The following is a 26,541-nucleotide window of genomic DNA, read 5'->3' on the forward strand; positions in this document are numbered from 1 at the left end:
AGTTGCTTTGGAACTGAACTGGACAACATTTGTGCTGGAAATTGTCAATTTTCTGGTGCTGGTGTGGCTGCTCAAACGCTTCTTCTATCAACCTGTGAAGGATATTATCAAACAACGTCAACAGGGCATTGAAGAACAATTGCAGATGGCCGGAAATATGCAGCAGGAAGCTGAGGTGCTCCGCGAGAAATATGAAAACCGCCTTATCGACTGGGAGGACGAACGTCGGAGTGCGAGAACACAACTGCAGCATGAGATTGAGCAGGAACGACTGCAGTTGATGGACGGGCTGCAGCAGGAGCTGGATGCTGAAAGAATAAAGAATAAGGTTCTGATGGCACGACAGGCGGAAGAACAGCAGCGGCAAAGTGAAGACAGGGCTTTGGAAATCGGAGCAAGATTTTCAGCCAAACTGTTGAGTAGTGTTGCCTCCAGGGAAATGCAAAAGAGGTTAGTCGAATTTCTGATGGTTGAGCTGCAGCAGCTGCCGGTTGATCGTGAAGAAGCGTTGCTGGCCATGACGGAAAATGGAAGGGATATAATAGTTAAGGTATTAAGTGCTTATCCTTTAGATGAACAGGAGCAGCAAACTCTGCAAAACTATTTGGACTCGCTCCTGGCGTACTCACTCATGTATGAGTATGCAACTGACCGAACATTGCTTGCCGGGTTACGTATAACTGTCGGTCCCTGGGTTATTCACGCCAACCTGTATGATGAACTCAAGACCTTTGCTTCCATCGTCCATGAAAGGTAAATCTTCTTTTACAAGCATTTTAGACAAGCAGGAGGCATGGCTCGATACCTATGCCTATAGGATGCGATTTACCGAGCAGGGACAGTTGGTCTCCGTAGGTGACGGTATCGCCTGGGTTTCCGGACTGCCATCTGCCCGGATGAACGGCTTGGTGGTTTTTGCTGATGGCAGCAGGGCAATGGTATTTGACCTGGCACATAATAAGGTGGGAGCGGTATTGTTAGACGAGAGTAATACCCTGACGTCAGGGATGCCGGTATTTCTTGCGCATGAACAACTATGCGTGCCTTGCGGTAAGGGGGTGACAGGTCGCGTGGTGGATTCGCTGGGGCGACCTCTTGATGGTCAGGGCGATCTGGTTGATATCAGGTATCGGGCTATTGAGCAGAAATCTCCGCCGATAATTGCACGAGATTTTGTGCAAAAACCTCTCTATAGCGGCATTAAAGCAATCGATACCCTTATTCCAATAGGCAAGGGACAGCGTCAGTTGCTGATTGGAGATGAAGGAGTCGGCCGAAGCGCCCTGGCTATTGATACTGTTCTCAACCAGCGCGGTGGGTCGGTTAAATGCATCTATGTTCTCGTCGGCCAGAAGCGCTCCACGGTTATCAACACCATTAACACGCTTCGCCGGTATGGTGCTCTGGAGTATACAGCTGTCGTGGTGGCTATAGCCAGTTCTTTGCCGGGAATGCAGTATCTGGCACCTTTTTCCGGTTGCGCCATGGCTGAAGAGTGGATGTACAAGGGGAGTGATACACTGGTAATCTATGATGACCTGAGTACGCACGCCAAAATATATCGCGAGTTGTCGTTGCTGCTTCGACATCCTCCGGGCCGTGAAGCATATCCCGGAGATATTTTTTCCATCCAGGCACGATTACTTGAGCGATCCACGACTCTGAGCTTAGAGCATGGTGGCGGCTCAATGACCGCGTTACCTATAGTTGAGACCGAGCAGGGAGAGATCGCAAGTTATATCCCCACCAATCTGATTTCCATAACGGATGGGCAGATTTATCTGGATCAGAACCTGTTTGCGTCGGGATTACGTCCAGCTATAGACATAGCCAGATCAGTATCCCGAATCGGAGGACAGGCCCAGCACCCAAAAATCAAGGCTGAAGCCGGCAAAATGAAACTGGACTATCTGCAATTTCTGGAGTTGGAGGTGTTCACCCGTTTTGGTACCAGACTTGAACCATCAATGGAAAAAGCAATATATCGGGGGCGGATACTTCGTGAAATCTTAAAACAGGAACAACTGCATCCGCTGCCGATTGAATTTCAGATGGCCTGGCTGGTGGCCTACAATTCTGGGCTTTTTGATTCTGCAGAGCTCAATGTACTCTCCGGAATTATGCAGCATTTGCAACAGCAGGTGCAATTGAGCGGTTTGCGTCTTGAGGATGATAGAGAAAAATGGCTTTCACACCTCCGGTCATGGATTACAGTGAAAAGTGAGAGTGAACACGATGAGCAGCTAAATGAGCCGATATCGCAAGGTTGAACTGCATCTGAGTCAACTGAGGGAACTCCAGTCGATCATCACCTCAATGAAGACTCTCTCACAACTGGAATTGCGTAAACTCTCCCGGTTGACACGGAGCCATAGTGGTATGGTGGAAGTGCTTGAGCAAACAGTAATCGATTTTCTCACTTATTTCCCAAGGCCGCCAACCGAAAAAGACAATACAATATGGCTTCTTGTAGGCTCTGAGCGAGGATTATGTGGGGGATTCAATGAGTTGCTGGTTGACCGTTTGTTCCATGAGTGGCCGGAATGTGTTGATAAACAGCAGCGAGTCCTGGCAGTGGGGCATAAACTTTGTCGTCGCCTCGATGAGATGCTGCCCGGCCATGAAGGTATAGCTGGTGCCTGCGCCAGTGAGGAGATCACGTCTCTTCTGTCACGGGTGGTACGTGCAGCTAAAAAGCAGCTTATGCACCACAACTCTGTAACACTAAGAGTTCTCTACCATAGTGATGAACATCGTAAGATGATATGTCGGCAATTACTGCCGCCTGAAGGTGTTCGTGTATCAACAAAGAGAACTTTTCCTCCTCTCTTATATCTGGATCCTGAGACATTTTTCAGTAAATTCCTGCAGCACTATCTTTTCCTGGGGCTGACCCAGTTGATTTCAGATTCTCTAATGGTGGAAAACAGGTACCGCACCCAGCATCTGGGTGGAGCCATACGGCGGCTTGATGAAAGGCTGACCATTCTGAACTCCCGGGCCAGATCATTGCGTCAGGAAGAGATTACCGAAGAGATAGAGATGATAATTCTGGGTAGTGGTGTTTTTGATTTTCCGCACAAGCAGGATTAGCCAGGATTTATCATCAGACAGGGTGGTTTTATGCTCGAAATGCCGGGTAGTTATCATCTTATACCCAGCGGCTTTGGTCGAGATCGACGCAACGTTCTTGAATAATTCAAGAGTACAAGCCTGCATTTCCTATTACCTGGACAAAAATGGTATAATAAAAATACTGGGAGCATCTGAACAGAGCGAGTCGTGGAACGTCTTTACAGATTGATACGGGACCGAGTACCGGAACCCGGAGACCTCCGGCAGAAGTTACCCACGGTTCCGAATCCTACCAACATGGGGAGGTGTGATTATGTATCGCATTCGTTTTCATGGACGGGGGGGCCAAGGCCTGAAAACTGCCAGCCGCATTCTTGGCCGGGCTTTTTTTCTTGCAGGATACGAGGTGCAGGATGCTCCACGCTATGGCGCGGAACGCCGCGGTGCCCCTATCTTCGCCTATGTCCGGGCGGCACGAACAGCGATCAACGAACGGGGCATTATCCAGCACCCGGACCTCGTGGTCGTCGCTGACGACAGCCTTATCAGCCTGCCATCGGCAGGAGTGTTGGCAGGAATAACGGATCGGACCATTTTCCTGTTATACTCAGACACCGACGAAAAGAGCTGGCAGCACAGGCTGAACCTTGAAAACAGATTGCTCACCATCCCCGTTGACAAACAGGCGGCCGATCCGCTGCAGCGCCGGTACGCCGGGGTGAGCTGCGTGGGTGGAGCGGCCCGGTTGACGGGCATCATTGACCAGGCCACCCTGAAAACAGCGATTGAAGAGGAAATGGCGGACCGCTCATCTCTTACTATCTCCACCAATATCGATCACGCGGGCGCCAGCTTTTCCCTGCTGGCGAAACATGACATTATTGTAGAGGAAGGCACCCCGTTTAGGGCCATGGAGTATCAGCCACCAAAATGGCTCGAACTGGTTGCTGAACCGGCAGCGATCAGTGCCCCGGCCATATACGGTGGCGGCACCAGTCACAAGGTCAAGACCGGGCTCTGGCGAACTATGCGGCCCGTCATTCAATATGACAAATGCCGTCAATGCTGGTGGATCTGTTCCACCTTCTGCCCGGACAGCGCCATCTCGGTCACCGAGAACCGCTATACTACGATTGATTACGACCATTGTAAGGGCTGCATGGTCTGTGTGATGCAGTGCCCTTCGCATGCTATTCTTGCCATAGCGGAGAAGGACGCGGATAAGGTTACACTACAGGAGGTGCCGTCATGAAACGAACTCTGTTAACCGGCAATGGTGCGGCGGCCTGGGGTGCGCGGCTTGCCGCTATCGATTATATTCCGGCCTTTCCCATTACTCCGCAGACCGAAATCCTGGAGACCCTGGCATACTGGATAGACAACGGTGACCTTGACGCCAGGCTTGTTACGCTCGAATCGGAACATTCCATGATGACCGCGGCAGGGAGCTCCGCAGCAACCGGCGTCCGTACTTTCACCGCCACCTCAAGCCAGGGACTGCTGCATGGCATGGAGATCATCTATACGGTGGCGGGCTGGCGTGTGCCTTTTGTCATGGCCAACGTTTCCAGAGGGCTTGCCGCGCCACTTACCCTGGAATCAGACCATAACGACATCATGGCCGCTCGGGATTCCGGCTGTCTGCAGCTGCACTGCGCCACGTGCCAGGAAGTGCTCGACTCAATCCTCATGGCCTACCGGCTGGCGGAACATCCGGAAATCAGGCTGCCGGTTATTGTCAACCTCGATGGTTTTTACCTCTCCTATACCCGGGAATCGGTGGCCATTCCTGATAGTGAAGCGAGCCGTGCCTTTGTGGGTGAATTTGACTCCGGATCAATCAATTTCAAGGCCGGTGCACCACTGAGTCATGCCTCGGCCGTGCTTGGCGGCTCCACGTATTCCTATTTCCGCTACAGCCAGCACCTGGCTGCACAGCGAGGACTGCAAGTCTACAAAGAGATTGCCGGTGAATTTGCCCGAACCTTTGGCAGGTGTTACGATGCTGTTGAAGGATACTGCCACGAAGATGCCGAATATCTCTTTCTTATGATCGGTTCTTTTGCCACCAAGGGGAAAGAAGCGGTGAACAGTTTACGTGAAGCGGGCTGGAAGATCGGACTCATTCGCCCCCATATGTTGCGTCCGTTTCCCGCTGAGCGGATTTATGCGCTAACCAGGAACAAGAGAGCGATCGCGGTCATCGACCAGAACATCTCCATGGGCAAGGGCGGTGTCCTGTACACCGAACTCGCTTCCGCTCTTTATGGGAAACCAGGAGCTCCACCGGTCCTGGCCAGCTTTATCGGAGGCCTGGGGGGCCGGGATCTGCCGTTTGAGGAGCTCTTTGAAATTGCCAAAACGCTGAGGGACAGCGCGGCCAATGGCGTCACACCACCACCCCGGCTGCTCTACACCGAAACAGAGATGATGGAGATGCGCAAGCTCCAGGCAATAGCCGGAGTCCGCATTCCTTTTGAGGAGGTGCATCATGACTGAAACTGCATTTCAACGCCTGAAAGACCTTCCCAAAAGCCACCTGCTCAGCGCCGGCACGCCGATGTGCGCCGGATGCGGCGGTTTGGAGGCGATCCATATCGCTTATGATGTCCTCGGCGAAAATACAATTTTTGTCAACGCCGCTGGCTGTATGACTCTGCTGTCGGTCTACCCGTTCACGCCATTCCCCGGTTCCTGGCTCTACACCGCCATGGGCGCGGCCCCGGCAGGTGCACAGGGAGTACGGGACGCACTGGATATTCTTATGGACAAAGGCAGAATCAAGGTCGCCGAAGACCTCGACGTGGTAGTTCTCACAGGTGACGGCAGCGGCTACGGCATGGGCATTTCCGCCACCTCCGGCACCATAGACCGGTGTCTCGATTACCTCTACATTATTTACGACAACGAAGGCTATGGCAACACAGGCCAACAGTACTCAGCGGCAACGCCTCACGCCGCCAGGACCGCAACGAGCAGATGCACATACGGACACAAGGGGTTCAAAAAGGATCTGTTTTCGATCCTGGCAGCCAACGGTGCCGCCTATGTCGCAACGGCCATAGGTTCTGAACCGCTCGACCTGGCACAGAAAATAGAAAAAGCCAAGTCGATTTCCGGGCCGCGCTTTATTATCACCCTGGCCCCCTGTCCTACTGGCTGGGATTTCGATCCCAAGGAAACCATGACTATCGGCAAGATGGCGGTACGTACCGGAGTATGGCCACTGAAAGAGTTCGCCGACGGTAAAGTACGCCATACCAAGGCCTTCAGGCAGTTGCTGCCGGCAGAATCCTACCTTGAAAAACAGGGCCGTTTCAGACACCTTTTTGAGCCGCAAAAACAAGAGGCCGTTCTGGGGAATATTCAGAAAACTATCGACAGATATTGGCAGGAAGCCGCGACGATCTGAGATTATTCACGCTTTCGCCGCTACCGTGTATGCAGTTCCATGACGGTGATAACCAGAAAGAGACTATTGAGCAGGGACATGCAAGAGGAATGTGGTTTGAACGGCACCTATTATTCCGTGGTTTGCTTAGGTGGTGACGGAGCGTGGGGTACTTCACTCTCGGCAAAGGCTGAGTGAAAAAGTAAACGGTTGTCACCGATCATGCTTGCGACGATCTGGTTTCGTCCGTTTTCCTTGGCGAGGTACAGGTTCCTGTCGGCGTTCATGACAAAATCCTGGGGTGAGGTGATAGTATCATTGTCTTTGGTAACTATCCCGAGACTGATCGAGATATGATTCGCAACCAGGGAATATTTGTGCGGGATTTTGAGATCGTTGACTTCTTTCAGACAACGCTGTGCGACTTCCTGTGCGGCATACATATCCGTTTCCGGCAGCAGCAGGACGAACTCCTCGCCACCGTAACGGGCGATCAGGTCGCCTGGTCGCCGCAGAACGCCGTCCAGGGCCTTGGCAATTTTCTGCAGACCAGTGTCACCCATGGCGTGACCATAATGATCATTATACTGCTTAAAGTAATCAACGTCGGCCATCGCCAGGGAGAAGTGGCTGCCGTTACGGGATGAGCGTGACCATTCTTTCTGGAAAACCTCTTCAAATCGTCGTCGATTGGATATCTCGGTCAAACCATCAAGATAGGCTAGCTGATCGAGAAGCTTGTATTGATGCACAATGCGCAGTTGGTTGCGAAGGCGCATTTTGACAATAGGCGGGGAGTAGGGCTTAATAATGTAATCTGCCGCTCCCAGCAGCAGACCTCGCTCTTCGTCCTCGATCGAGTTGAGAGCGGTTACAAAAATAACGGGTATATTCTTAGTTTGCTCATCATCTTTCAGTATTTTGATAATTTCATATCCACCCATCTCCGGCATGACCACATCAAGAAGAATCAGGTCTGGCGGTAAGTCGCTGAAAGCATGCTGTAATGCCTGCTCACCGTTTCGGGCAAGTATCGGCAGGTATTCGTCTTTTAGGAGACTGGCGAGTATCTTGAGATTGATTTTCTCGTCATCAACGATCAGAATCCGTGCTTTTTCTTTTTTACGCATACTCAATTCTGTCGTTTTTAGCTCATATGAGTCAAGAGGTTTTCCGCAAATTCCGCAGCTTTCAGATATTCTATGTCATCAATCAGGCCGGAAATCCTCATGAGTTCTCCATCAACTCCGGTTCCTGCCAAATGTTCCTTTACTTTTTCGATCTGCTCTTCCGCGGTTACCTCCCCCCGATGCAGCTGGTCGATGAGGAGGCGAAGTGATTCTTTGGCCTGAGGAGTAGGAGTCGTGCCTTCATCGCCAGTGATGACTGCCTTCGCTGGTTGTTGATCATCTTTGCATTCTGGAAGTTTTGTAAGTGAGTCGAGGGTCTCTTCAAGGTCTCCTATAAAATCGGCAAGAAGAGGAACCGCTTCTTGTTGTCGATTATTGGCAATAGCATCCTCAAGGGTTGATGCAGTCTTCTGCAGTGAGGTAGAGCCGATATACCCGGCAACCCCTTTTACCGTATGCGCTTTGACCTGTATCTCAGACCAGTTGCCGGCTCCGGACAGATCCCGTAGGACAGCCGGAAGCGAGGTGTAGGATTTTCTGAAGTCCTGCAGGATTTTCAGAAAGAGACCAGTCTTATTATCTAAGGCCGCGAGGGAGGATGAGAGGTCTAAGCCGGGCAGAGACGGAAAAGACTGTTCCTCTGTTGTGGCTGTGGTTGACTCCACAGAGTGCTGCAAACCGATTTTCTCCGGATGCCGTTTGGGTACCCATTGCATGAGGGTTTGGTAGAGTAGATCCTGGTTTATGGGCTTGGTGATGTGCCCGTTCATTCCGCTATCCAGGCATTTTTCCCGGTCGCCCGCCATGGCATGTGCCGTCATGGCAATGATAGGAAGATCCCTGAACCGGCAGTCCTTACGGATTCGCCTGGTAGCTTCAAGGCCGTCCATAACCGGCATTTGAATATCCATCAACACCAGATCATAGGAACCGCAGGACAGGGCGTTCAAACATTCGCGACCATGAGAGACTACAGTGACGACCATGCCGACGTCTTTAAGGAATTCGGTGGCCACTTCCTGGTTGATACTGTTGTCATCTGCCAACAGTATCCGGGCACCCCGGATCTTCTTAAGCGCGGTAAGCTGATCTTTTTTCCTGGCGGTATAGGGCTTGGAGGCTGTTGTCAGACCGAGAATATCCTGCAGGGTATTATACATAACCGAAGCATACACCGGTTTGAGCAGAAAACCGTCAAGGCCCACCCGGCCAGCTTCGATAAAGGCTTCTTCACGGCCGTTGGCTGTGACCATCAGCATTGCCGGTATCTTGGCGAAGGCGGATTTCGCTTTGATGCGCCGTGCCGTCTCTATGCCGTTCATTCCCGGCATGATCCAGTCAAGCAAAATGACATCGTACGGATTTTCCTGCTCTGCAGCCTGCTCCATCAAGGCGAGAGCTGCGTGGCCGTCGGCGACAGTATCCACAGTCATTTTAAAAGATGTCAGTATGGAGGAGAGAACCTCCCGGGCGGTTGTGTTATCATCAACAACAAGGGCTCGGAGCCCTTGGAAAAACTGGGGCGAGTAGTGTCGCTGCATGGTGGTGTCATGAGTCATTCTTGCCCGCACGGTAAAGAAAAATTTGGTTCCTTTTCCAGCCACGCTTTCCACCCAGATTTCCCCGCCCATCAATTCGGTCAACTGTTTACAGATGGCGAGGCCGAGCCCGGTTCCACCATATTTGCGAGTGATGGAATCGTCAGCCTGGCTGAACGCTTCAAAGATGTTGTCGAGCTGTTCCTGTTGCAGGCCGATGCCGGTATCCCGAACTGAGAAACGTAGAGTAATACTGTTTTCATCCTTTTTAACGCGGTCTACTGATAGGACGATTTCTCCCTGTTCGGTAAACTTGACTGCATTGCCAGCCAGATTCATCAGGACCTGTCCAAGACGTAAAGGATCGCTTATCAGCTGCAAGGGTACCTCGGGAGCTATTTGGACCAGGAACTCCAATCCTTTTTTCTCGGCTTGCAGTCCCACTGTATTGGTGATATTGCCAAAAACCTCCTCAAGGTTGAAATGCACCTCCTCGAGTTCCAGCTTCCCAGCGTCGATCTTCGAAAAATCTAGAATATCATTGATCAACCTGAGCAGGGTATTGGCGGAAGTAAGGAGTTTCTGCACATAGTTATGCTGCTTGGGTTCAAGGGGGGTTTTCTGCAGCAGTGAGGCCATGCCGATTACGCCATTCATTGGCGTCCGGATTTCATGGCTCATGCGGGCAAGAAAGTCTCCTTTGGAAACATTAGCCGCTTCTGCCTGTTCCTTTGCCTGGATAAGCTCGCTCTCCATCTGCTTTTGGCGGGTCATGTCCATGGCGGCAAAAAGGTAGCCAACGACCCGTCCGGTCGGATTATAGAGGCTGGTCACAGAGAGGCTTACCGGCAGGTGGCTGCCATCCTTTTTGACATAGACCCATTCCCGGGCGCGGCTGTATTTCTGTTTGACAAACTGGTCAAAAACCGCCATTCCACTGAGATTTGATTCGTCGAGACCACTCATCTTCCTGCCGTATTGGTCAAGTTCCTCCGGGAGATGCAATGACAGGATATTGCGGCTGTTAATCATTTCAGCCGGTTTGTAACCGAGCAGGGTTGAGGCCCCGGTGCTGAACAGCTGAATAGTGCCGTCAAGGTAGGTTGCGATGATGGACAACTGGGTGGCGGCGTCAAGAACAGCCTGTCGTTCCGCGTCAGCGCTCTGGAACCGATGCAGCATCTGCTCGGTCTGTTCGAACTGCTTGACCACGAAGTCGGCTGTTATTTCGGAAGCCTCCCTGGCAACCTTGATCTCGTTTCGCAGCATATCGATTTCGAGCTGCATTTCACGTCGAGTCTTTTCCATCACCGAAGCCCCTTCAAACCGTGAGTCGCGACCTTGATCGTCAGGGTAGTGGCCTGTTCGATAACCTGTGTAGTGCATGCACCTTCAACGCCGACAAGAAAAATTTCTTCAGGGAGTTCTCCGTCGCAGACCTGAGGGAGCACTGTCAGGACATACGGTAACCCTGCTCCATGGTCAAAATGCATCTGGTCGCTGCTGGTCTGTATTTCCTCTTGATCAAGTATCACAACTCCATCTACGTTGGTGAAACCTTTTACCGCATCGACAAAAACCACTCTACCGCCAACTTCCAGGAAAGGTAAAAGATTGAGGCCGGACAGTCCGCCTTCTACCACGGCAATTCCTGCTGGCAGTTCAGGCAGAGCCTGGAGCCTGTCGAAAACGAGGAGGCCTGCCTCGTCTCCGGCAACAAACCGGTTGCCGATGCAGATGATGGAAACATTCAACGGTTGAGCCCCATCTTCAGGACCCCGGTCTTCTTGCCCTTTTCCAGGCAGTGGACTGCGCAGACCAGACAGGGGTCAAATGATCTGACCACATGCCCTGCCTCTATCGGATTCCGGATGTCGCTAATCGGCGTACCGATCAGTGCCTCTTCCCAGGCGCCTCTGGCGCCACTTGCGTCCCGAGGGGAACCGTTCCAGGCAGAAGGGGTGATTATCTGGTAGTGAACTATTTTGGCATCCTCAACTTTCAGCCAGTGACCCAACGCGCCACGGGCAGCCTGAATCAGGCCGGATCCTTCTCCATCCGGAATGGCAGTCACCGAATGGTAGAAGCTCTCTTCGCGTCTCACCTGCAGCTCGTTGCCCCAGATAGACATTGGGTCGAGAAGATACGCAGGGCGGACAAGGCGGGCAAGTTCCCTGACCAGGACATTGGGGCCGTTTTGCCTGATCATATCAGTAAATAATGGGTTGCCATCGATAATCATCTCTGCCAGGGGGCCGGTTTCGACAGCTTCGCCGTCATATCGGGGTGCCTTGATCCAGGAGTAGAGCTTGCCACCCAGCCCGGAAGCGTACGGTATTGTTCGACCGGTAGAAGGGTGTTCAGGTTCTTTTCCCTGCTCGTACCAGGAGTGAGAGAGATCCTCGGTGATGCTGTTCGGATCAAAGGTGGAAGTTTCAATGCCGTTGGCATAACCGGCTCTGTTCAGCCTGCCGTCGTGACCCTGTACATCTGTTTCTGTGGGCAATGGATAGTTGCCGAAGGAGAGATAACGGTTAGGGCCTTTACCAAAAGTATGAAGATCTGCCTGCCTGGCGAAACGAAGGAAAAAGCCGACCTCGCTTTCACGGTGTGACTCTTTCTCCTGCAGCCAGGCATATAGTTCCTCTTCACTGCAGATACTCTGCCACCGCTCGATGGAGCAACCGAGAATGCACCGTTCATACCAGGCGCGGAACCGGTCGATAATAATTCGGCACTGCAAAATTTTGGAGATCTCGGGAATCGATGTTACCCCGCCAGGCACCATAAACGAGGTGTGGGGCCACTGCCCCCCGATGATGGCCACTACTTGCAGCAGTCTCTTGCTTTCACGGATTGTCTCAATTGCAGCAGTTCCGGTCAATGGGCTGTAACGCGTGTGAGCTTCTTCACCCAAGGGGTGGTCGTGATAGGCGTTGTGATTGGCGAAGTCGGTCATGAACATCAGCACAGCCTGACGGATATCGCTTTGTATGGTCTCGACCATCAGAGCCAGGTTACGAAGACGGTGGGCGTTGTCGGGAGGTGTGACGCCGGCGACTGCATCGAGTGCTCCTGCTGCTGCAGTGAGATGAGTCAGGCTGCAGATACCACAAACTCTTGGAGTGATGACAAGCCCGTCCAGTGCCCCCCGGCCCTGCATCATGCCTTCGAATCCTCGAAACATGGTGCCGGAACTCCAGGCCTCTGTGATAACACCATTCTCAACTTCGACCCTTATTTCGAGATCGCCTTCGGCCCGGTTGAGAGGGATATTGATGCCTTTGGTTGTCTTCACCATATCGACAATGTCCTGTACGTTGAAAAAAAGTGGTTCAGCTCAGTTGGTGATATATCGGTGTGTCTGCTGTTTGCCATTAGACTTTTGAGCTTCGTTTTTTAAGATGCTCAGGTGCCGCAGCGGCGGCCATACCCTTATAGACCATATAATGGGCACGGTTGACGCCCATGGGTAGCGAGAGGGGAATTCCTTCAATGTTGGGTGTCTGGAAAAAAGGAGTTTTCTGTGGAAATTCCGGATCCGTGCAGCCGAAACACGGCACACCTGCCCGAGGCTTTGATGAGTGCTGATTCCATAATAGCTTGTTGCATGGACCCGGCACCAGCGGGCCGGCACAGCCCATATGGAAAAAGAGGCACCCGATTTCACCAAAGTCTGACTCTTCGACCCGGTATTCGTGATATTCGTTGCGGGTGCATCCCTGATGCACAGTGGTACCATACCATTCGAGTGGACGTTGGTACCTGTCCAGTTCAAGTGTTACGTTATTGGCGACGGAGATGACTGCGCCGGCGATAACGTCATGATGGCAGGGGCAACCGGCCAGATTAATCACCGGCTGGCCCGACTTGGCAGTGAACTCTTTACCGAGAAAACCACTGTGTTCCTTTTTGGTAAACTGCAGCCCTTTTGCTTCAATGATATCATCGGTGCCAAAGCCGCCGAAAGAGGCGCAGGTCCCGACTGCAATTACTACCTGGGCCTGAGAAGCAAGATTGTACACCAGTTCTTTCTTTGGGTGTCCGTCCTTGGTGTGGAACATGCCTGTGCCGGCAGGCCCGCAGATGACTGAGCCTTCAACAAGCAGAATGTCCAGAGGCTGCCTGCCGTCAAAGATCGCGCTCAGCAGCTGTTCATGGTCGTGAGGAGATATGTTGGAGAGCGAAGCATGCCAGAGCAGTTGAATATCCAGCGTCCTGAATAGTTCGATAATGTCAGGATATTCGCTGCTTAAAAATGAGAATGTATCACCACCGCAACCACCGCCCTGCAACCAGTACGCTGTCTTCACCTTTCTCTCCTGTGGTCGTCATTATGTTCCAGTGAGTGAATCACGTGAACATACAGAAAATTCTAGATTTCGGATTGACATTCACCACGCATTATCAGGGATCTGATTGGTTATGTCAATATCGGCGACGGTCCTGTAGCAAACATCCAGTGAGTTTGCATTGACTATTGGAAACAGTATTGATCGTACCGAAACCAGCTTCTCACTCCGCTTCTAGATTTATCTCCATAAAGTTGAACCACATACCATTATGCATAGCATGATCAAGTTCGATCTGGACGACGTTTACGTGGCCTTCTTCAATTTCGAAAAACTTATTTAATATCTCACGTATAGGACCTTCTGTTTTATCTCTGGCTTCACGGTAAAAGGCGGAGGTTTCTTTCTCAAGTTTGAGGGCACTGTCCAGTACAATTTTTATATCACCCAGCATTTGTGCGGGTATATCCGCCTCCAGCTTTTTGATATTGCTCTCGACCAAAACACGGTCAGGAATTGCAGTTTGCAAGCGGGCCGGATCGATAGATTTATGTACGCGCAACTGTTCAAGGCTGTAGTGGAGGAAATCGACATGTGACTGTTCATCATCAGCAAGCGCACTGAAAATACTTTTGCCTCGTTCATCATCTACCTTTTTGGCTGCTGAGAGGTATAAATCCCTTATTTTTATTTCATATTCAAGTGCTGTCGTGAAAATTTTTACTGAATCCATGCTGATCTCCTTTTTATGCTAAATATCCAGATAATAACTCCAGATTGGTGAGCAGAAGCTAAATTCCTAAACCGAAAGCAAAGCATCAAGTTCAGGGTATCTTTTTTCTTGGGAACAATCCAGGATTCTCTACTTTCATTCCTTTGTCTATTCACCATTTACCAAGACTGGACATGCCACCTCCATTCATAGTAAGGCCACTTGGGTTTCAAAAAGCGGCATTTTTTCAATTCCACAATTCCTTCTCATTTGTTGCATATTGCAGCGCTATTACTTTCATCACCATGATCGGCAAACCCTGGGGTTGTATCGGGGATGCCAGGAGTAGCTGTCAGCTGTCTTATTGACAGCAGGACAGAGAACGTTCAAAGCAGAGGAAAACAAAGATGACAATTGAATTGATTAGCGGCTGTATCGGCTGCGGGACATGCATAAAGAGCTGTCCGACTGATGTTTTGCGGCTGGATATCAAAACAGGAAAAGCAATTATCAAGTATCCGGCCGACTGCCAGATATGTCACTTGTGCAGGATGTATTGTCCTGTTGACGCAATCACTATTTCACCGGAAAAAACGATCCCGGTAATTGTTTCGTGGGGATGATTATGAATGAGCAAACTCGACATAGCGGCATAGTACAGTTGGTAATCCTGTTTATCGGTGTGCCAATGCTTCTCTATGCAACATCGGGGGTTCCCAGGCGTACCCTGTTGAGGGAAGCGATTTCGATTCTAACCATCCTGGCATTTTGCCAGATGCTGGGCCAGTTCTTTTTAACCCGCATCAACCGTACGATGTTAAGTGGCTATAGAATGAACAGTATAAAGAGAATCCACACGTTTCTAGATTACGTCTTTTTGTCGGTTCTTCTTGTTCATCCCTTTCTGATCGTTGTGCCACGATACTTCGAAGCGGGAATAGACAGCATGGAAGCGTTTGTCACAATTATTACCGCCTTTAATTCTCCGCGAGTTGTGCTTGGTATCAGCTTCTGGTTGCTGATGTTCCTCTTAGGGATGACATCACTATTTCGTAAAAAACTGCCTCTAACGTATCGAAAATGGAGGATTTTTCACGGTGTTTTGGCACTACTTTTTATAATCCTGGCGATCAACCAGAAGTGAGACCTACCAGGATTATGATAAATATAACGTTAACATGGCCTTATCCCACGAGTTGAGTTCAATGTGGACAGTAAAAGGATACGCACATTATGTGCGCGGTGTCTTTGAAACGGAGAATACATCCGATGACGATCTCGATGAGTATCATCTTGGCGGTATGCTCACAGCTGATGTTATATGTTCAAGACTCGGATCGTGAGACAGACAGCTATGATGAGCACCAGGTCAGGCTCATGTTTTCCTATAACACCGATTTATTCAGCTGGTAATCTAATCATTCGCGTCATCCTCAGCTTAAGGACAAAGCTGCTTCTGGCATGGGTGCTGTAGGCTGAGGAATCGAATCGTTTATATTTTTTAAGGAATCTTTACTTATTATTCGGACAGCCGCAGGATTGGCGGACGATGAGCTTTGTTTTCAGGACGACCTCACGGTTGGATCGGGTCGGGTCATTAATTCTTTTAATGAGCATTTCCGTAGCGGTACGACCTATTTCATAAGTGGGTTGCTCAATAACGGTGAGGGCTGGTTCAATCAGCTTTGCCCAGCTGGTATCGTCGAAACTGGCAACCGCGATATCTGTCGGAATTTGGAGTTTACTTTGCCGGATAGCCCGGAGTACGCCGGATGCCAACAAGCTGTTGCTGGTAAAAATTGCATCGGGTCGATCCCTTAAACCAAATAGTTTCATGGCCGTTTTGAAACCGTCATCCTCTTTTGGGTCTGCGTATTTTATTAAGTCGTGGGCTGGTTTTATATCTTTATCTTTGTGTGCTTTTAAAAAGCCGTCACGGCGTTCCTGTCCCGTGGTGCTTTCTGAGCCGAAAATACCAGCTATACGCCGATACCCATGCCCAAGCAGATGAGTGATAATAGTATGGGCCGACGAAACATTGTCAATCAGCACGTTATCCACATCAAAATTACTGACATGACGGTCGATCATGACTATGGGGATATTGAGTGAATAGGTCTCGGTAAAATTGGCCACACCTTTCTTGGTTGGTGAGATGATAATACCGGCAACATTTTCCACACGAAGCAGATCGAGACACTTTTTTTCCTTGTCCGGATCTTCATCGGTGTTACACAGCATGACATTATAGTCAAGTTCCTGGGCAGCGCCAGGCAATACGCTGACCCTGTGATGATGCCGTATATGGTTGAAGGGGCTGTGGCCATGGTCCGGAGAATGGGCAGTACTATCCCCATAGCCTTGCATCTTGACCACGGGAACAGTTTTGAGCTGGTTCAGGATTGTATTGACAGCGGTTTCTCCTCGGTCATGATTGACGGCTCACACCATTGCTTTAAGGATAATATCAAACTCACTGCAAAAGTAGTGGAGTATGCCTATTCAAAAGGTGTAACCGTCGAAGGAGAACTGGGCGTTCTTGCAGGTGTCGAAGATGAAGTATCTTCTAAGGTGAGTCATTATACCCGGCCAGAGGAGGTGGAAGAGTTTGTCTCAAAGACCGGAGTCGACAGCCTGGCAATCTCCATCGGCACCTCCCACGGAGCCCATAAATTTAAGCTTCTGCCTGGTGAAGAACCACCATCTTTACGTTTTGATATTTTGGAGGAGATTGAGAGACTTCTGCCTGGCTATCCGATTGTGTTACACGGTGCCTCTTCGGTATCACCGTCGATTGTGATGAGGACTTTCTTATCATTGATGGCAAGAAGATACGAGTATATAAGGATCCGGATCCGAAGAATCTTCCCTGGGGTAACCTTGGGGTGGACGTTGTTTTAGAATGTACCGGCTTTTTCTGTTCAAAAGATAAAAGCCAGGCGCATATTGATGCAGGTGCCAAGAGGGTTCTTATTTCGGCTCCCGCCGGCAATGATCTGCCAACCATCGTTTATGGCGTGAATCATCATATATTAAAACATGATGATCTCATAGTCTCTGGCGCATCCTGTACCACCAACTGCCTTGCTCCAATGGCAAAGGCTCTAAATGATTATCGTGAATTATGTACAGGTTTCATGACAACGATTCATGCATATACGGGGGACCAGAATATTATTGACGGGCCGCACCGTAAGGGTGATTTTCGTCGTGCGAGAGCAGGGGCAATTAACATTGTTCCAAATTCAACCGGTGCTGCTAAAGCGATCGGTCTTGTTATTCCTGAACTTGACGGGAAGCTGATCGGATCCGCGCAACGTGTTCCCGTTCCTTCCGGTTCCATTACTATTCTTGATGCTACGTTAAAAGATGAGACAGATTCCGTAAGTGTTGAGGGGATTAATGAGGCAATGAAAAAGGCTGCAGATGAGTCTTTTGGATATTCTGACGAGGAGTTGGTGTCAAGCGATACAATTGGTATGAGCTATGGTTCGCTTTTCGATTGTACCCAGACACTTGCACAACGTTGTGGAACCAATATTTATGAGGTGAGAGTTGTTTCCTGGTATGACAATGAAATGAGCTATGTCAGCCAGTTAATCAGGACATTAAATCATTTGGGAAGGTTGATAAAATAAACGTAAAATCGTGACTATAAGAAGGTGGAGCCCCGGCTGAAGCCGGGGCTTTTTTTATGCCTCAACTCCATTCACACGAAGATATTGACCCAGAGGGCAGTTTTAGGATGGGAACTGGTTAAGTTGAACCCAATAGGTATTCTGACTGAGCCCCTTCAAGCGGTTAAAAAGGCTTAAAAATAAGGACATGGGTGGAAAGTGCATTCTCGGATAGCCTCCTGGTGATTCTACGTGTTATTGTGGAAGCAGCGTGGGCAATTTCGGAGGGCAAGCCACTGAGCCAATGCCCATGCATGGACGGTCACGGTCTTTAACGTTGGTATTGCCTCCCATAGCGACTATAATGCTTGAAGTTGAATCGTAGTTTCAGGTAGCAGGAGAGGAAATAAAAGCCCCGGTGATTCCATGATTGATGACCCTGTGGGGCGTCTGTTATTCTTCAGCTCTAACCAGAATTTCCTAGGAGAAATGGATTGATTTGGTGTTGAGTCAACTTATTGTATGCATTCAGTATTTAAGTTTCTATCACCCAATCTGTCATAATGCTCACCAGGGGCAGCTCATGCGAAGCCATCTTCTTCAGTGTTTTAACAATACATATAGGCTACTATGATACACGGTTGAAAACTTCAAATCAGGTGGCCCGACCTGATGAAATATTCAGGTTAGAAACCGACAGCTTTCTCAGTCTCGTAAAATTACAGGGGTCATGATCAAGTGTAGAGATCGTTAATAACAAGAGGAAGAGAATCATGAAACGCATTATCGTTGCATCCCGACCAATTGTCGGCCAGAAGCCAGGGACATCCGGATTACGGAAAAAGGTTGTTGAATTTCAACAACCCCATTATCTGGAAAACTTCGTCCAGTCAGTTTTTACTGCTGTTGGTCCGTGCTCAGGGCAGACCCTGGTTATCGGTGGGGACGGCCGTTATTATAATCGTGAGGCAATCCAGATTATAATTCGTATGGCCGTAGCCAACGGTTTTTCCAGACTGCTGGTGGGCCAGGGCGGCATTCTTTCAACACCGGCGGTAAGCTGCGTGATTCGTAAGTATCAGGCCTTTGGTGGAATAGTATTATCTGCAAGCCACAACCCGGGTGGCCCATCGGAGGACTTCGGTATAAAATATAATTCGGCCAATGGTGGTCCTGCACCCGAGAATGTGACCAATGAGATATATCAGCAGTCTCTGAAAATTACGGAATATTTAACAGTTGAAGCAGAGCCGTTGGATCTGGATACGCTGGGCAGTCTGCTGCTGGGTGATACTGAAATTGAGATCATTGACCCGGTAGTTGACTATGCCAACTTAATGGAATCGATATTTGATTTCCCTGCCATGTCGTCATTATTGACTGGCGGGAAATTCCGCATGTGCTTTGATGCCATGCACGCCGTAACAGGACCTTATGCCATCGAAATACTGGAAAATAGACTTGGGGCACCAAAGGGTACGGTCATCAACTCGATTCCACTGATTGATTTTGGTGGCGGACATCCTGATCCCAATCAGGTTCATGCCCATGAGCTTGTATCCCGTTTATATGGTGACGATGCTGTAGATTTTGGTGCAGCTTCAGATGGAGACGGTGACCGCAATATGGTTCTGGGGAAGGAGTTTTATATTAATCCCTGTGACAGCCTGGCAATACTCGCTGCCAATGCAACATTGATCCCAGGTTATAGTGGCGGTATTGCGGGCATTGCCCGCTCAATGCCAACCAGCAGGGCAGCAGATCGTGTTGCCGATGGTTTGGGGCTAAAATGTTATGAAACACCTACTGGCTGGAAATTTTTTGGTAACCTGCTCGATGCCGGCAAAATCACCCTGTGTGGCGAGGAAAGTTTTGGTACAGGTTCAGACCATGTACGTGAAAAAGATGGCCTCTGGGCGGTACTTTTCTGGCTGAATCTGATTGCAGTGAAGCAGCAACCCGTTGCCATGATAGTACGCGAACATTGGCAGCTATATGGCCGGGATTATTTTACACGGCATGATTACGAAGGGGTCAACAGTGAGAATGCAAACAAGTTAATAGTACGCCTTCGCAATACTCTCTATGACCTGGTGGGACAGGAATTTGCTGGTTTACGTGTTGAATCCGCAGATGACTTTGCCTATCAAGATCCGGTTGATCATAGTACATCCACTACCCAGGGAATACGGATCTATTTGAGCAATGGAGGAAGAATCGTCTTTCGTTTGTCCGGCACCGGAACTGAGGGAGCGACCCTTCGTGTCTATTTCGATTGCTATCAGGATGACCCCGATCTTGTAGACCAGGACCCACAGCATGCTCTGACGAATCTTATAAACGCTGCTGATTTGATAGCTGACATTACACGATCGACTGGGCGTTCAGCGCCGGATGTCATCACCTGATACGGAGTCATTGAAGGACATGAATATTGTAATGGTAGCATCTGAAAATGATGCACTTCCTGGCGGCAAGGTTGGAGGTATTGGAGATGTGGTCAGAGATATCCCTCCGGCATTGGGAGATCAGGGGCATAGGGTCAATGTGATTACACCAGATTATGGTGTATTCTCCCGGCTACCTGGTGCTGAACTTCGGGGTTCAGTGGAAGTTCTGTTTGCAGGCAAGACAGAAAGAGTCGTTATATGTACAGTGCCCGCAAAAACTCCTCATCATAATGTGTTGCTCTGGGTTCTCGAACATCCGCTGTTTGCAGGGCAGGGCGGTGGGGCTATCTATTGTGATGACCCTGCAGACCGACCATTTGCTACTGACGCCACCAAATTTGCCTTATTTTGCACCGCAGTCTGTCAAGCAATAGCCGATGAACATTTTGGCAAACCGGATGTGCTTCACCTGCACGATTGGCATGCCGCGATGGTTGCAATACTTCTGGCCTTTGATCCCCAATACCATAAATTACAGAGGATCCATTCAGTTTTCACTATACATAACCTGGCCCTTCAGGGCATACGGCCGTTATCAGGGGATGAGTCTTCATTGGAGGCATGGTTTCCAAATCTTAAATATGACCATGGGCCGATTCACGATCCACGAGTAAGCCACTGTATCAATTTAATGCGAAGCGGTTTGAACCTTTGCCGAAAAGTTCATGCAGTATCACCTTCATATGCTACGGAAATTATAACATCCAGTAACCATGATCAAGGGTACTTCGGCGGTGAAGGCCTTGAAAAGGATTTACAACAGGCAGCTGAGGATAGTCGGCTGTATGGAATTCTCAATGGGTGTGATTACCCGCCGAAACAAAACCAGGTGAGATCCTTATCCGAGCTTATTTCGCAGTGTGAGAGGGAACTGCTTACATGGATTGCTGCTCAACCTAGTGTGGAAAGTGCTCACCTTGTTCCTTTGCAAAACCTGACCAGGTATTTGAGAGCAGACTCTTCGCATCAGCCTTTCGTGGTCACATCAGTTGGGCGCGTTACAGAACAGAAGGTCCTGATACTCTGCCAGGAAATGGCAAATGGTCAATCAGCGTTGGAACATTTACTCGATATGCTGGGTGAAGATGGCATTTTTCTGATGCTTGGGAGTGGTGATCGTGAGCTGGAACTCTTTCTTACTCGAGTAGCCGCCCGTAAAGCTAATTTTATTTTCCTTCGAGGCTATTCTGAATCCCTGGCCAATGCACTCTATGAAGGAGGAGATTTATTCTTAATGCCCAGCTCTTTTGAGCCTTGTGGGATTAGTCAGATGTTGGCAATGAGGGCAGGCCAACCATGCCTGGTTCATGGTGTTGGCGGCTTGCGAGATACGGTGAAACACAATGAAAATGGTTTTGTGTTTTCAGGAAACAGTTTGATAGCGCAAGCCATGAATATGTTGAAAAGATGTAAAGAAGTCATTGGGATACATGACTCTCAACTTGAGCAGTGGCAAGTGATATCCAAGCAGGCAGCCAGGGAGCGCTTCTTGTGGAGTTCAGTGGCAAAGGAGTATGTTAAACTCTTATATCGTAGTTAAAGAACCATATCCCAAAAAAATACTGAGGCCGTAAGCCCAAAAATGACAGAGATTTTGTTTCATAAAAAATGTTCATAAAAAATTACTCAAAATCCGGGAAAATATGCCGTGTCACGTTTAAATGTGAGAATCCGGATAGTTGCGAAAGTGCAATACTTGTCGGGGATTTTAATAACTGGTCACTGCAGGAAACTCCCATGAAAAAACTAAAAAACGGGAGTTTTTCAACAACCCTTTCCTTAAAGACCGGAACTTCTCATCAATTCCTCTATGTGCTTGACGGGGGTATCTGGCGTAATGACGAAAAGGCAGACGGTCATGTTGCCAATCCATTTGGGGGGGAGAATTCAGTTGTAACTGTCTAAGTGCTGTTTTTGTGCTGTTCTTCGGTGTTTAATACAAAGAGTCTTTTTATATAGGTGAAGTTGTGGATTATCGTAGCTGCCCTTCGTGTGGGGCAACCTCTTTCTTTTCGGCGTTCAATGGTGATAAAGTAGTCTTTACTGTAAGCGATACTGGCGTGTTTATCGCTGATCCGGATCAAGTTTTTGATGAAGTTCTATCCGATATTGATATCTGGCAGATTCACTGTAGCGGTTGTGTCTGGAGTGGGCCGATCCATGATTTGAGGCTTGAGTCCATCTTGAAAAATTAGTCAGTTTCCTTCCTAAAACTAGGCGTTTTGGTCTAGATCGAGGCATGTTGAAAATTTTACCGTAGGCATATAATTGATATTCCTAAGATAAAAATTTGAGCATAACGAAGATATTGACCAAAAGGGCAGCTTTAGGATGGGAACTGGTCAGTTTCCTTCCTGAAACTCTCCCCCCTCGGAGCCTTATCTCATCTTCCAGATTTTTCAGGTTCTGAATTGCTGCAGAGGGGGGAGCATTACGTTCCCTTGTTGTATCGGCCATGCTGTTTACGGACTCTATAGAGTAGAAGGATTCCGATCCTTATAACGGTTTTGCGTGTTAGAGGTGCAGGGTTCCAGATCGGTGGATTTCGAGCATGCAGTATTGACACATCGTGCATGCAAATGATGAGAAGGAAGATCAATGGGAGATAAAACATGGGAATGTGTTGTCTGGTGCATAACCTCTTGATGTTTCTATAATGATATGTGCTGTATTCCTTATCAGCACAGAACTTCGTGTCGGCTGGAGTAGCATCTGACGGAGACTGTGGGGCAGGCAAACTCGAGGATTTCTTCAGAGAAGTAAGACAGCTGGCTGTCCTTTTTACCAAAACATATCTGAAAGGTGATGAGAAGATGGTTACTATTAAATCGGCATCTTCCAGTTGTTGAAGCGAGCAGTTTTCTATATGACATGGAGACTAAAATGAAACTACAGGACAAACTTAGTGCAATGAAGCAGGAGTCCATGGCAACAATGCCACCTGAAAAAGCTGCGATTCTGTCTCGGGCAACCGAAGACCTGGTACAATCCGGAATTGCTGATAAGACTATAAAGGTGGGTGAAAAGCTGCCCGGGTTTTCGCTTCCTGATGAAAAAGGAAATCTGGTCAATTCAAAGGATCTTCTTGCCAGAGGGCCTCTTGCCGTCAGTTTTTATCGGGGTGTCTGGTGACCTTATTGCAATGTGGAGCTGGAAGCTCTACAAGAAGTTTACGGTCAGGTACAGGAATTGGGAGGTTCGATCATTGCCATTTCCCCTCAGCTGAATAAATATACCAAACAGGTGGTGAAAAAGCATAATCTCACTTTTCCTGTACTTGAAGATAAAGACAACACATATGCCGATAAATTACATCTGGTCTTCCCCCTCCCTGAAAAACTGAAGGAAGTGTATAACGGTTTCGGCATTGATCTCGAACGGTTCAATGGTAACGACTCCTGGAAGCTTCCTATGTCCGGAAGATTTATCATAGATAGCACTGGTGTTATAAGAAACACCGAAGTGCATCCAGACCATACTGTCAGGCCGGAGCCAACAGAAATTGTAGAAATTATGAAATCACTTGTTTAACCACTTGCCATGAACTGTTGGGTCTGAGTGGCCCAACCGTTCATGTGTGGCTAACAGGTTAATGGTAATGTAGCTTTTCTCTGAAAAGTTTATAATTACCCTCCCAACATGAACGGGGAGTCTTTAAGCTCTTTCTGTCATCAAGGATTACCCTGTCATATCTGTCGTTTTCTTTCATTTATGAAATAAGTTGTCTAAAGACCATGTCAGTACTTCTGATCATAACCTATTGATTTCACAATGCATGCCTGAATAGTTCTTAACTGGCGTAAGACTTGTATTGCTACATTTGGTAACGAGACGTCTGTATAATAAGGCTGAGTTCAGGTGGCTTTGAAAGAACACTGATTTTCAAGGCTCCCAACAATCAATACGAGGAACATACTAATGTCCCAGTATATCTGCCCGAGTTGTGGGTCAGGATATTTTCGATCTTCTAAGATTGGCCCGAGTACGATTTTTAAAGTTGAATCAGGACGGGTCGTGCATGTTCTCGAATCATCAAACACGTCCGGGATTGAAGGAGATGTTGACATGGAGAATATCTGGTGTGGCGCATGCAGTTGGCACGGGCGCCCGGAAGAATTAGTGCAATCTGATAAAGATTGATGACCTCGATAATTGACAATTCCAAATGTAATAATGAAAGGAGTCTATATGGCTTTTATCCAGTTTTTTGAAAAACCTGGCTGCATCAATGGTGAAAAGCAGAAACGTATCCTGACCGAGGCAGGAAATGATCTTGAATGTATAAATATATTGGAACACCCATGGAGTCGTGAAGAACTTGTACCTTTTTTTGCTGTTCAAGACCCTTCCTTAATCATGAACCATACAGCACCTGCTATTAAGAAAGGCGAGATTCTGCCGGCCAATTTGCATTTTGATGAGGCCGTGTCTCTCATGATCGAAAATCCAATACTTATCAAGCGACCGCTCATTCGAGTTGATGGTCTGTCACTCCAGGGGTTTACTAATAAACTCCTTATCCCTTACCTCGGTTCATGGAGTGGAGAGGAGGATGTCATTACCTGCCCAAATCTACAGACGATCTCCTGTGATGATCGTTCCAAAAAGTAAAGTCCTTTTCTCCGGTTATTCATAACATGAGCGTGGTGTGGAAAATCAGAGTTTCATGGCTCTATTGCAACACTTGAAACCTGACTTGAAACTGGATGTCCCAAGATGACCATAAGTCGTGAACTTAATTATTGTGTCTTATATTCCTCGAGTTCAATCGTTACCTTAACATCCGGCCACTTTTTATCGACTGGCTGCATAGATGGCTGGGCAATAATTTTACAATATATAACGCTCGTAGACTCAATAGAGTTGAGGTATACTGGCGTGGTTGACGCATTGACTGTTTTGATCCCGTTCCTGTCAGGGGGCGCTAGGACTTGAATAGTATCCGGCTCAATTTTGATATTTTTGATTTTTTTCCCTTCAGGTATTTTGCCCACAAGCTGCGGCACAATTGGTACTGTCTTTTGAACAATCTCTGCCAATACAACCTCCAGAGCAGCTGGCACGGCGTCAAGAATGGTTATGTTTTTGGGCAATTTCAGATTTTCCTTTGTTACCAACACGACCCTCTCGCCCTCACTCATATCGTTGAGAACAACTGTTACGCGGGGGGCAAATGTCGATAAATTATCTAAATCTGATTTCGTACCGGTAAGATGGACTTTTACCTCGTTGACTTTCTCTCCGACCAATACAAGGCCAGTGTTGGGAGAGGTGTATTCAACCGGGACCGTTATGAGTTTTTCTATGATTTGTTGATTTACAACGACAAGTGAAGACCAAAAGATTGTGGCTATTACAAGACACGTTGCTATCTGCGCAATTGTCTTGATTTTTGTTCCACTTTCATAAACAGCCCCTAGAAACCCTATCCGCTGATTGTGACTATTGATAGCATCGACAATGCTTGCAGGAGAGTCCATTGGCCTCATTTTGCCATTTGAAAACATTGAGACAGCCGCTCTTTCTTCAGAAACTAAGAGTATCATTGCATCAGACTGTTCTGAAATACCCATGGCGGCATGATGTCTCGTTCCATACTCATCTCCTAATGTTCCCGACTGCGAGATCGGTAACCGAACTCCAAAGCTGGATATTCTGTCACTTTCAAGAACCATAGCACCGTCATGTCCAGGAGAATGGTGATCAAAAATAGATTGGATGATAGGTGCACTCACATTGGCGTTCAGGGTGTATCCGCCTGAAATTTTATCAGTAATGGACTCTTTACCTGGGATTACCACTAACGCGCCACATTTGACTTTGGCCAACTTCCATAAGGTCTCAGCAATGATTTCGGATGTTGCGCGCTGATTGCCAAGTTTCCTTCGTCCATATAGTGAAACAATTTTCTCGAAAATTTTGCGCAGTTCCGGCTGGAAAATCACGATCATTGCGAGTACCGCGACATGGCTGATATTACGGAAAATCCACTCAACTCCTTCAAGGTTCAATAGGCTGGCTAATACAAAAACGAGAAAAGCAAAACATATGCCGACAAAAATCTTCCAGGTACCAAGCTTAGCTAGTGTCCGGTACAGGAAATACAAACTGGCTGTAATGATTCCAATATCAAGAAGAGCCTGCCATGAGAGGAGTTGGAGAAAGAGAATATTGGTTGTATTCATCGCATACCTTAACTTTGAACTGAAAATATTTTGTTGCTATCAGCATTTGAAGTGGTGTTTAAAAAAAGGTGTATTTATAAGGGGCGAGAGCTGAAACGCATAAATTTGAGACTATTCAGAACGCGCTCCTACCTGATTCCATGAACTATCA

At 48.4% G+C, this 26,541-nt stretch carries 25 protein-coding genes and 2 pseudogenes; 19 read left to right on the forward strand and 8 right to left on the reverse strand.

Annotation, left to right across the window (positions count from 1 at the left end; genetic code table 11):
* The first annotated feature begins 7 nt into the window (after nucleotides 1–7).
* The 6 genes from GA520_RS07250 to GA520_RS07275 all read left to right on the forward strand — a co-directional run bounded on the left by GA520_RS07250 (nucleotide 8) and on the right by GA520_RS07275 (nucleotide 6,487).
* Complete coding sequence (locus tag GA520_RS07250; protein WP_163339470.1) at nucleotides 8–757, forward strand: F0F1 ATP synthase subunit delta; 750 nt, start codon at nucleotides 8–10, stop codon at nucleotides 755–757.
* Nucleotides 747–2,270, forward strand: coding sequence for a F0F1 ATP synthase subunit alpha (locus tag GA520_RS07255; RefSeq protein WP_163339471.1), 1,524 nt, complete (start codon nucleotides 747–749; stop codon nucleotides 2,268–2,270). The genes GA520_RS07250 and GA520_RS07255 overlap by 11 nt, the downstream gene beginning before the upstream one ends.
* Nucleotides 2,248–3,093, forward strand: a complete 846-nt coding sequence (locus tag GA520_RS07260) for a F0F1 ATP synthase subunit gamma (RefSeq protein ID WP_163339472.1) — start codon at nucleotides 2,248–2,250, stop codon at nucleotides 3,091–3,093. Before GA520_RS07255 ends, GA520_RS07260 begins: the two co-directional genes overlap by 23 nt.
* A 295-nt stretch (nucleotides 3,094–3,388) precedes the next feature.
* Nucleotides 3,389–4,327 (forward strand): 2-oxoacid:acceptor oxidoreductase family protein, encoded by a 939-nt coding sequence (locus GA520_RS07265; protein WP_163339473.1) that lies wholly within the window; start codon nucleotides 3,389–3,391, stop codon nucleotides 4,325–4,327.
* Nucleotides 4,324–5,574: a pyruvate synthase gene (locus GA520_RS07270; RefSeq protein ID WP_163339474.1), complete on the forward strand. Its 1,251-nt coding sequence runs from the start codon at nucleotides 4,324–4,326 to the stop codon at nucleotides 5,572–5,574. The genes GA520_RS07265 and GA520_RS07270 overlap by 4 nt, the downstream gene beginning before the upstream one ends.
* A complete protein-coding gene (locus GA520_RS07275; RefSeq protein WP_163339475.1) occupies nucleotides 5,567–6,487 on the forward strand; it encodes a thiamine pyrophosphate-dependent enzyme in 921 nt (306 codons plus the stop codon). The genes GA520_RS07270 and GA520_RS07275 overlap by 8 nt, the downstream gene beginning before the upstream one ends.
* 110 nt (nucleotides 6,488–6,597) lie before the next feature.
* Here GA520_RS07275 and GA520_RS07280 read toward each other — a convergent pair whose 3' ends face one another.
* The 6 genes from GA520_RS07280 to GA520_RS07305 all read right to left on the reverse strand — a co-directional run bounded on the left by GA520_RS07280 (nucleotide 6,598) and on the right by GA520_RS07305 (nucleotide 14,159).
* Complete coding sequence (locus tag GA520_RS07280; RefSeq protein ID WP_163339476.1) at nucleotides 6,598–7,596, reverse strand: diguanylate cyclase domain-containing protein; 999 nt, start codon at nucleotides 7,594–7,596, stop codon at nucleotides 6,598–6,600.
* A gap of 17 nt (nucleotides 7,597–7,613) precedes the next feature.
* Complete coding sequence (locus tag GA520_RS07285) at nucleotides 7,614–10,442, reverse strand: response regulator (protein ID WP_163339477.1); 2,829 nt, start codon at nucleotides 10,440–10,442, stop codon at nucleotides 7,614–7,616.
* Nucleotides 10,442–10,888, reverse strand: a complete 447-nt coding sequence (locus GA520_RS07290; protein WP_163339478.1) for a hydrogenase maturation protease — start codon at nucleotides 10,886–10,888, stop codon at nucleotides 10,442–10,444. The genes GA520_RS07285 and GA520_RS07290 overlap by 1 nt, the downstream gene beginning before the upstream one ends.
* Complete coding sequence (locus GA520_RS07295) at nucleotides 10,885–12,435, reverse strand: nickel-dependent hydrogenase large subunit (RefSeq protein WP_163339479.1); 1,551 nt, start codon at nucleotides 12,433–12,435, stop codon at nucleotides 10,885–10,887. Before GA520_RS07295 ends, GA520_RS07290 begins: the two co-directional genes overlap by 4 nt.
* A 76-nt stretch (nucleotides 12,436–12,511) precedes the next feature.
* The gene (locus tag GA520_RS07300; protein ID WP_163339480.1) at nucleotides 12,512–13,447 is read right to left on the reverse strand and encodes an NADH:ubiquinone oxidoreductase; all 936 of its coding nucleotides are present in this window, start codon (nucleotides 13,445–13,447) and stop codon (nucleotides 12,512–12,514) included.
* Between the two features lie 202 nt (nucleotides 13,448–13,649).
* Nucleotides 13,650–14,159, reverse strand: a complete 510-nt coding sequence (locus tag GA520_RS07305) for a ferritin family protein (protein ID WP_163339481.1) — start codon at nucleotides 14,157–14,159, stop codon at nucleotides 13,650–13,652.
* Between the two features lie 386 nt (nucleotides 14,160–14,545).
* On the opposite strand from GA520_RS07305, the gene GA520_RS07310 reads away from it, so the two are divergent.
* From GA520_RS07310 to GA520_RS07320, 3 genes are all read left to right on the forward strand, one after another.
* Nucleotides 14,546–14,761, forward strand: a complete 216-nt coding sequence (locus GA520_RS07310; RefSeq protein ID WP_163339482.1) for a ferredoxin family protein — start codon at nucleotides 14,546–14,548, stop codon at nucleotides 14,759–14,761.
* A gap of 2 nt (nucleotides 14,762–14,763) precedes the next feature.
* Nucleotides 14,764–15,282: a ferric reductase-like transmembrane domain-containing protein gene (locus GA520_RS07315; protein WP_163339483.1), complete on the forward strand. Its 519-nt coding sequence runs from the start codon at nucleotides 14,764–14,766 to the stop codon at nucleotides 15,280–15,282.
* 61 nt (nucleotides 15,283–15,343) lie between these two features.
* Complete coding sequence (locus GA520_RS07320; protein WP_163339484.1) at nucleotides 15,344–15,481, forward strand: hypothetical protein; 138 nt, start codon at nucleotides 15,344–15,346, stop codon at nucleotides 15,479–15,481.
* Nucleotides 15,482–15,650: 169 nt separating this feature from the next.
* Here GA520_RS07320 and GA520_RS07325 read toward each other — a convergent pair whose 3' ends face one another.
* Nucleotides 15,651–16,379, reverse strand: coding sequence for a substrate-binding domain-containing protein (locus tag GA520_RS07325; RefSeq protein WP_240910211.1), 729 nt, complete (start codon nucleotides 16,377–16,379; stop codon nucleotides 15,651–15,653).
* Nucleotides 16,380–16,394: 15 nt separating this feature from the next.
* Between GA520_RS07325 and GA520_RS07330 the strand changes: the two are divergent.
* The 10 genes and pseudogenes from GA520_RS07330 to GA520_RS07370 form a co-directional block, all read left to right on the forward strand.
* Nucleotides 16,395–16,937: pseudogene (locus GA520_RS07330) on the forward strand (class II fructose-bisphosphate aldolase); the annotation flags it as partial.
* Nucleotides 16,925–17,776 (forward strand): annotated as a pseudogene (locus GA520_RS07335) (type I glyceraldehyde-3-phosphate dehydrogenase); the annotation flags it as partial. The pseudogenes GA520_RS07330 and GA520_RS07335, both read left to right, overlap by 13 nt.
* A 250-nt stretch (nucleotides 17,777–18,026) precedes the next feature.
* Nucleotides 18,027–18,140 (forward strand): hypothetical protein, encoded by a 114-nt coding sequence (locus GA520_RS27120; protein ID WP_370362751.1) that lies wholly within the window; start codon nucleotides 18,027–18,029, stop codon nucleotides 18,138–18,140.
* A gap of 388 nt (nucleotides 18,141–18,528) precedes the next feature.
* Nucleotides 18,529–20,163, forward strand: coding sequence for an alpha-D-glucose phosphate-specific phosphoglucomutase (locus tag GA520_RS07340; protein WP_163339487.1), 1,635 nt, complete (start codon nucleotides 18,529–18,531; stop codon nucleotides 20,161–20,163).
* Nucleotides 20,164–20,182: 19 nt separating this feature from the next.
* Entirely contained in the window at nucleotides 20,183–21,745 is a 1,563-nt protein-coding gene (locus GA520_RS07345; RefSeq protein ID WP_163339488.1) for a glycogen synthase, read from the forward strand.
* A 68-nt stretch (nucleotides 21,746–21,813) separates the two neighbouring features.
* The gene (locus tag GA520_RS07350) at nucleotides 21,814–22,110 is read left to right on the forward strand and encodes an isoamylase early set domain-containing protein (protein WP_163339489.1); all 297 of its coding nucleotides are present in this window, start codon (nucleotides 21,814–21,816) and stop codon (nucleotides 22,108–22,110) included.
* 62 nt (nucleotides 22,111–22,172) lie between these two features.
* Nucleotides 22,173–22,400 (forward strand): hypothetical protein, encoded by a 228-nt coding sequence (locus GA520_RS07355; RefSeq protein WP_163339490.1) that lies wholly within the window; start codon nucleotides 22,173–22,175, stop codon nucleotides 22,398–22,400.
* A gap of 688 nt (nucleotides 22,401–23,088) precedes the next feature.
* On the forward strand, nucleotides 23,089–23,337 hold the full coding sequence (locus GA520_RS07360; protein WP_163339491.1) for a hypothetical protein: 249 nt from the start codon (nucleotides 23,089–23,091) through the stop codon (nucleotides 23,335–23,337).
* A 12-nt stretch (nucleotides 23,338–23,349) separates the two neighbouring features.
* Nucleotides 23,350–23,736 (forward strand): redoxin domain-containing protein, encoded by a 387-nt coding sequence (locus GA520_RS07365; RefSeq protein ID WP_163339492.1) that lies wholly within the window; start codon nucleotides 23,350–23,352, stop codon nucleotides 23,734–23,736.
* 657 nt (nucleotides 23,737–24,393) lie between these two features.
* Complete coding sequence (locus GA520_RS07370; RefSeq protein ID WP_163339493.1) at nucleotides 24,394–24,816, forward strand: ArsC/Spx/MgsR family protein; 423 nt, start codon at nucleotides 24,394–24,396, stop codon at nucleotides 24,814–24,816.
* 128 nt (nucleotides 24,817–24,944) lie between these two features.
* Here the strand turns inward: GA520_RS07370 and GA520_RS07375 are convergent, their stop codons facing one another.
* Complete coding sequence (locus GA520_RS07375; protein ID WP_304511306.1) at nucleotides 24,945–26,312, reverse strand: diadenylate cyclase; 1,368 nt, start codon at nucleotides 26,310–26,312, stop codon at nucleotides 24,945–24,947.
* Nucleotides 26,313–26,541 lie beyond the last annotated feature (229 nt).

This window comes from Desulfopila sp. IMCC35008 (assembly GCF_010646885.2).
Taxonomy (GTDB): domain Bacteria; phylum Desulfobacterota; class Desulfobulbia; order Desulfobulbales; family Desulfocapsaceae; genus Desulfopila.

Coding starts and splice junctions, on each gene's coding strand:
- GA520_RS07350 (WP_163339489.1), top strand. CDS start 21,814: ATGTTCATAAAAAATTACTCAAAATCCGGGAAAATATGCCGTGTCACG.
- GA520_RS07260 (WP_163339472.1), top strand. CDS start 2,248: ATGAGCCGATATCGCAAGGTTGAACTGCATCTGAGTCAACTGAGGGAA.
- GA520_RS07275 (WP_163339475.1), top strand. CDS start 5,567: ATGACTGAAACTGCATTTCAACGCCTGAAAGACCTTCCCAAAAGCCAC.
- GA520_RS07325 (WP_240910211.1), bottom strand. CDS start 16,379: ATGCTGTGTAACACCGATGAAGATCCGGACAAGGAAAAAAAGTGTCTC.
- GA520_RS07315 (WP_163339483.1), top strand. CDS start 14,764: ATGAATGAGCAAACTCGACATAGCGGCATAGTACAGTTGGTAATCCTG.
- GA520_RS07305 (WP_163339481.1), bottom strand. CDS start 14,159: ATGGATTCAGTAAAAATTTTCACGACAGCACTTGAATATGAAATAAAA.
- GA520_RS07295 (WP_163339479.1), bottom strand. CDS start 12,435: ATGGTGAAGACAACCAAAGGCATCAATATCCCTCTCAACCGGGCCGAA.
- GA520_RS07340 (WP_163339487.1), top strand. CDS start 18,529: ATGAAACGCATTATCGTTGCATCCCGACCAATTGTCGGCCAGAAGCCA.
- GA520_RS07280 (WP_163339476.1), bottom strand. CDS start 7,596: ATGCGTAAAAAAGAAAAAGCACGGATTCTGATCGTTGATGACGAGAAA.
- GA520_RS07310 (WP_163339482.1), top strand. CDS start 14,546: ATGACAATTGAATTGATTAGCGGCTGTATCGGCTGCGGGACATGCATA.
- GA520_RS07345 (WP_163339488.1), top strand. CDS start 20,183: ATGAATATTGTAATGGTAGCATCTGAAAATGATGCACTTCCTGGCGGC.
- GA520_RS07285 (WP_163339477.1), bottom strand. CDS start 10,442: ATGGAAAAGACTCGACGTGAAATGCAGCTCGAAATCGATATGCTGCGA.
- GA520_RS07370 (WP_163339493.1), top strand. CDS start 24,394: ATGGCTTTTATCCAGTTTTTTGAAAAACCTGGCTGCATCAATGGTGAA.
- GA520_RS07320 (WP_163339484.1), top strand. CDS start 15,344: ATGTGGACAGTAAAAGGATACGCACATTATGTGCGCGGTGTCTTTGAA.
- GA520_RS07255 (WP_163339471.1), top strand. CDS start 747: ATGAAAGGTAAATCTTCTTTTACAAGCATTTTAGACAAGCAGGAGGCA.
- GA520_RS07360 (WP_163339491.1), top strand. CDS start 23,089: ATGAAACTACAGGACAAACTTAGTGCAATGAAGCAGGAGTCCATGGCA.
- GA520_RS07270 (WP_163339474.1), top strand. CDS start 4,324: ATGAAACGAACTCTGTTAACCGGCAATGGTGCGGCGGCCTGGGGTGCG.
- GA520_RS07265 (WP_163339473.1), top strand. CDS start 3,389: ATGTATCGCATTCGTTTTCATGGACGGGGGGGCCAAGGCCTGAAAACT.